We start from the raw sequence: 257 nt of genomic DNA, 5'->3' as shown, positions 1-257 counted from the left end.
CTACAAAAGAGGTCGTAGAAAGTATTAATGAAGCAACTAAAAATGCTTCAGCTCAATTAGGTGATTTCTTAGCAACATATGATTCAGAAATCGTTCCAAACTTTAACACAGCAATTGAACGTACGAAACGTATGTCTAAAAACACATCTCAAATTTTAAAAGAAGCAGACAAAAAGCTTCCAGATGTTAAAAAGCTACTAGAAGATTCATCAAAAGGCTTAGTAGATGGTAAAAAGAAATTAACAGACATTAAGGCC

General features: G+C 32.7%; 1 protein-coding gene. It reads left to right on the top strand.

The annotated features are described in order from the left end of the window. Positions 1 to 257 (top strand): hypothetical protein (locus SB775_RS31260; RefSeq protein ID WP_410865164.1); only part of this gene is annotated, 257 nt, incomplete at both ends.

The sequence above is a fragment of the Peribacillus sp. SIMBA_075 genome (assembly GCF_046534585.1).
This window is presented reverse-complemented; position numbering and strand designations above follow the sequence as displayed.